This is a genomic window from Vreelandella rituensis, assembly GCF_003336665.1.
In the GTDB taxonomy this organism is placed as follows: Bacteria; Pseudomonadota; Gammaproteobacteria; order Pseudomonadales; family Halomonadaceae; genus Vreelandella; species Vreelandella rituensis.
Genome location: NZ_QPIJ01000108.1, coordinates 1 through 4458, shown reverse-complemented (window position 1 = coordinate 4458; position 4458 = coordinate 1). Strand labels below are relative to the sequence as shown.

The following is a 4458-nucleotide window of genomic DNA, read 5'->3' as shown; positions in this document are numbered from 1 at the left end:
CGGCAGAAGATAGTCGGTCTGGCGGTCAACGGGGATGAAGCGGCTCATGGCGTCGTTCCGGTGGGGTGGCAGGAGGCAAGTATCTCATGACGTTATCTAAAATCCGACAGACTGCTAGGCATCAACTCCACCACGGGGGTGGCCGGTCTGACCCTGGGGGGCGGTTTCGGATGGCTCAGCCGAAAGTACGGCATGACCATAGACAATCTGCTCGGCATGGATGTGATCACGGCCGACGGTCACCCGTTGCACGCCAGCGAATCGGAAAACGCCGACCTTTTCTGGGGACTTCGCGGCGGAGGCGGAAACTTCGGTATCGTGACCCGTTTCGAGTATCAGCTACATCCCGTGGGCCCGAACGTGCTGTGCGGTCTCATCGTCTTTCCCTTCGACCAGGCGAAATCGGTAATCACGCAGTTCGCCCGCTTCACCGAGACAATGCCGGATGAACTCAACGTTTGGATGGTCACTCGCAAGGCGCCTCCCTTGCCCTTTTTGCCCGAGGAAGTCCACGGGAAAGAAATCGTCGCACTCGCCATTTGCTACGCAGGCGATCCTGCTGAAGGCGAGACGTACATCGAGCCGTTGAGAGGATTCGGTACTGCATACGGCGAGCATATCGGCGTGCAGCCCTACACCGACTGGCAACAGGCTTTCGATCCGCTGTTGACCACAGGAGCCCGGAACTACTGGAAATCGCATAATTTCGCGACGCTCGACGAAGAGCCGATCGATGTCATCATTGAATACGCGGGTGCACTACCATCTTCGCAGTGCGAGATATTCATTGGCACGATAGGCGGTCAGGCGAGCCGAGCCCAACCCGAAGCGATGGCCTACTCGAACCGCGATGCCAACTACGTGCTGAATGTGCATGCCCGGTGGGAAACGGCTGCCGAGGACGCACGTTGCATTGCCTGGGCGCGTGACTTCTTCACCCGATCACAGCCCTTTGCCAGTGGTGGCGCCTACGTCAATTTCCTGACCGGCGATGAGACGGATCGCATTGCCTTCGCCTATGGGGCGAACTACGAAAGGCTGGTGGAGCTCAAGAGGAAATTTGATCCAGAGAACCTCTTGCGTACCAACCAGAACATCAGCCCGGCCTGAAGAATGCCGCTGGCCTGACAAGGCTTCGTTCTGGGGCCTTATGACCACCACCGTGGCAGAGAGCGCCTCTGAACGGGTGCTCTTCACTGTCCGCGCCATGCATGAGGAACACAGTCATGGTCACAAAGATTGCCGTCATTCAGAAACCCCCGGTGATGCTCCAGCGAGACGAGACCATCGAACGGATGCTGGACTCGATCGAGGAGGCGGTGAGCGCCGGGGCCACTCTTCTGGTGTTTCCCGAGGCCCATATTCCCGGCTATCCGACCTGGATCTGGCGTCTCAAGCCGGGCGGCGACATGGCCCTTAGCAGCGAGCTCCACGCCCGATTGCGCGAGAATGCCGTCGACATCGAGCAAGGACACCTTACTCCCCTCCAGAAGGCGGCGGCCCAGCATGCCGTGACACTGGTGCTGGGCATCAGCGAGATCGACAGCCGCTACAGCGGTACGACCCTGTTTAATAGCGTCGTGGTGATCGGTCCGGAAGGCACCCTGCTCAACCGCCATCGCAAGCTGATGCCGACCAATCCGGAACGCATGGTCTGGGGCATGGGTGACGGCAGTGGACTAAGGGTTGTCGACACGCCCGCCGGTCGGCTCGGCAGTCTGATCTGCTGGGAGTCCTACATGCCCCTGGCACGTTTTGCCCTGTACGCCCAGGCCATGGAGATTTTTATCAATCCGACCTGGGATTCAAGCGACACCTGTCTCGCCACCCTGCGCCACATCGCCAAGGAAGGGGGATGCTGGGTGGTCGGTACCGCCACGGCAATTCAGGGCAGCGACATTCCAGAGTCATTCCCCGACCGTGACCGGCTCTATACGCCGGAAGAATGGATCAACGTCGGCAATGCCGTGGTCATCGCCCCCTCGGGCGAGATCACGGCAGGCCCCTTGAACCGTGAAAAGGGCATTCTTTATGCCGATATGGAGGTCGAAACGGCGCTTCGGGCACGCCGATCACTTGATGTGAGCGGCCATTATGATCGCCCGGATATCTTTTCGTTGACGGTGAATCGTGCGCCCCAGCCACCCGCCGTGTTCATTGATTCTTGAGCTAACGTGCTCTCTGACTTTGTAGCGACAGCCGCTTTGGATCGCACATCGCCTGTTGACTAGCCTTAGCACACGTTAAGCTTGAAAGCACCGTCAGATATCTTGGGATAGAGGTACACAGCTTGCCGGACGTCACGCCTTACACGGCCAATACGCCCTTCAGCCTGCTTGGGCGTTGGGTAAAAGCGATAGCGATCAGGCACGATGGACGGTGGTCATGCTAGAAAACCTAGCGCGCTATATTTAACCTATCAACCAAGAGGCGATAGCGCGCCACTCGCTATCCTTCCTCGCACTCGAAGTACGAGGTTTGACGCGCAATTTGATCAAAAGCGTGGGGGTCATACGTCACGTCACATCATACTTATCTCCTTAACGCGAACGGCTGAAGAGATACTTAGCCAGCGACGCGATCGCCAAGCCAATTAATAACAGCATGGCCAGGGGTATTAGCCAGCCTAACCACCCCATTGGCCCCATAAAAGCAAAGCATTCCGCGTTCATCATGGCATCACTCCTAACAAACAAAGCTGTACTCGCCAAGGCTTATTGCGGGCTCTGGTGGCGTGGCATGCTCCCCCTCATCTGTTCGCGCTGCTCGTCGGTCAGTAGGTCCTGCATCTGATTATGCATGCGCACTTTATCGGCCATCATTTCGCCACGTAGGTTAGCCATTTGACCGTGCAGCGCCTTCACTTCCTCTGGATCAGGGCGCTCAGCCTGCATGATTTGCATCATGTCATCGCGCAGGTTCATCATTTCGCCCATCCGCTGAAGTTGGGCAGCGCGGTGCTCTTGGCGCATCTCGCGCATGGTACTCATCTGCTGCTCGTCGAGCATACCGGCCATGCTGGACATCGGTCCCATGCCACCCATCATTGGGCAAGGCATCATGCCACCTTGGCCGCCGATCATCATGCCGGGGCCCATGCCGCCTTGACCGCCCATCATCATGCCGGACCCCATGCCGCCTTGGCCGCCCATCATACTACCCTGGCCTTGAGCGCCCTGGTTCATACCTTGAGCAAAGATGGCGCTGCTTGCGGCACCGAGACTTGCAGCCAGTGCAATGGCAACGATCTTCTTATGCTTAACCATGTCAATTTCCTCTCATCGTGTTGCGGATCGAGACGTCGCCTTATCCAATAAAAATGGAAGAAGGTGGAGTTAGCTTCCGTTATAAGTCTAAAACCTATAGGCGGCCCAAAGGTCAAGGAGAAACCAATCCCGACACCTTAATTTTGTCACAAGTCATTTTTTGTCCGCCGTTTTCAGCCCTGTTTCAGGTTGACACGTTTTGACATCCTCCCCCACCTTCAGCGCTAGCGCGCTTGTGGAAGGGAATTCCCTGGTCGTTACCTCCCAGGTTCCTGCTTCGCTGTCCGTCGCCTCAATGCCTTGGCATTGCCGGTCTTACACAAACTCCACAGGCGTAACTTCCCGAGTGCCCCTCGGTAGTGCTTCAACTCTCAGCACCGGCTAACAGCGCGGTGCCGGCTTGTAGAATATTGCGGGCGGCATTGACATCGCGGTCGATGCCTTGGGTGCCGCAGCCGGGGCAGTCCCAGATGCGAACATCGAGCGACAGGGGTTCCAGTACAAACCCGCAGCCATGACAGCGTTTCGAACTAGGATACCAGCGGTCGATCTGGACGAACTGACGCCCTGCCCATGCGGCCTTGTACTCAAGCTGGCGCACCAGCTCGCCCCAGCCCACATCGCTGATGGCTTTCGCCAGATGCCGGTTCTTGACCATGTTCTTCACCGCGAGGCTTTCAGCACAGATCACTTGGTTCTCGTTGACGATCTGCCGGGTGAGTTTATGTAGGTGGTCAAGCCGGGCATCGGCGATTTTCGCGTGGCGCCGAGCCACCGTATGCCGCGCCTTGGCGCGGTTGTTGGAGCCTTTTTGCTTCCGTGACAGCTGGCGCTGTGCCCGCGCCAGCTTACGCGCATGACGCGCCGTATGGCGGGGGTTATTGACGCGCTTGCCGTCACTGGTCACGAACAGGTCTTTCAAGCCAAGATCAATCCCCACCATCTTCGGCACCACGCCGAGCGATAGGGTTTCGACCTTGCACAGGCAGCTAATGAAATAGCGACCGGCGCGGTCTTGGGACACGGTAACGGTGCTGGGGGCTGACGGAAGCTCGCGGCTCCAGCGGATGCTGAGGGGTTCCTTGCACTTGGCCAGCGTGACCTGGCCGTTACGATACACAAACGCCGAACTGGCAAAGGTGGCGGACTGTCGCTGCTTCTTTGACTTGAAACGCGGGTACCGAGCGCGCTT

The 4458-nt window shown here is 58.1% G+C and carries 5 protein-coding genes; 2 read left to right on the top strand and 3 right to left on the bottom strand.

Annotated elements, in window-relative coordinates; all coding sequences use genetic code 11:
* Positions 1 to 111: 111 nt before the first annotated feature.
* Together DU506_RS20585 and DU506_RS20580 are read left to right on the top strand one after the other, a co-directional pair.
* Positions 112 to 1110 carry an FAD-binding oxidoreductase gene (locus DU506_RS20585; protein ID WP_328588006.1) on the top strand — a complete coding sequence of 333 codons (999 nt, stop codon included), beginning with the start codon at positions 112 to 114 and terminating at the stop codon, positions 1108 to 1110.
* A gap of 116 nt (positions 1111 to 1226) precedes the next feature.
* Positions 1227 to 2168 carry a carbon-nitrogen hydrolase family protein gene (locus tag DU506_RS20580; protein ID WP_114488714.1) on the top strand — a complete coding sequence of 314 codons (942 nt, stop codon included), beginning with the start codon at positions 1227 to 1229 and terminating at the stop codon, positions 2166 to 2168.
* Between the two features lie 372 nt (positions 2169 to 2540).
* Here the strand turns inward: DU506_RS20580 and DU506_RS22630 are convergent, their stop codons facing one another.
* The 3 genes from DU506_RS22630 to DU506_RS20570 form a co-directional block, all read right to left on the bottom strand.
* Positions 2541 to 2675 carry a hypothetical protein gene (locus tag DU506_RS22630; RefSeq protein ID WP_268877358.1) on the bottom strand — a complete coding sequence of 45 codons (135 nt, stop codon included), beginning with the start codon at positions 2673 to 2675 and terminating at the stop codon, positions 2541 to 2543.
* Positions 2676 to 2714: 39 nt separating this feature from the next.
* The gene (locus DU506_RS20575) at positions 2715 to 3266 is read right to left on the bottom strand and encodes a periplasmic heavy metal sensor (RefSeq protein WP_235825859.1); all 552 of its coding nucleotides are present in this window, start codon (positions 3264 to 3266) and stop codon (positions 2715 to 2717) included.
* 364 nt (positions 3267 to 3630) lie between these two features.
* On the bottom strand, positions 3631 to 4458 hold an 828-nt coding region (locus tag DU506_RS20570; protein WP_147273806.1), incomplete at its 5' end, for an RNA-guided endonuclease InsQ/TnpB family protein.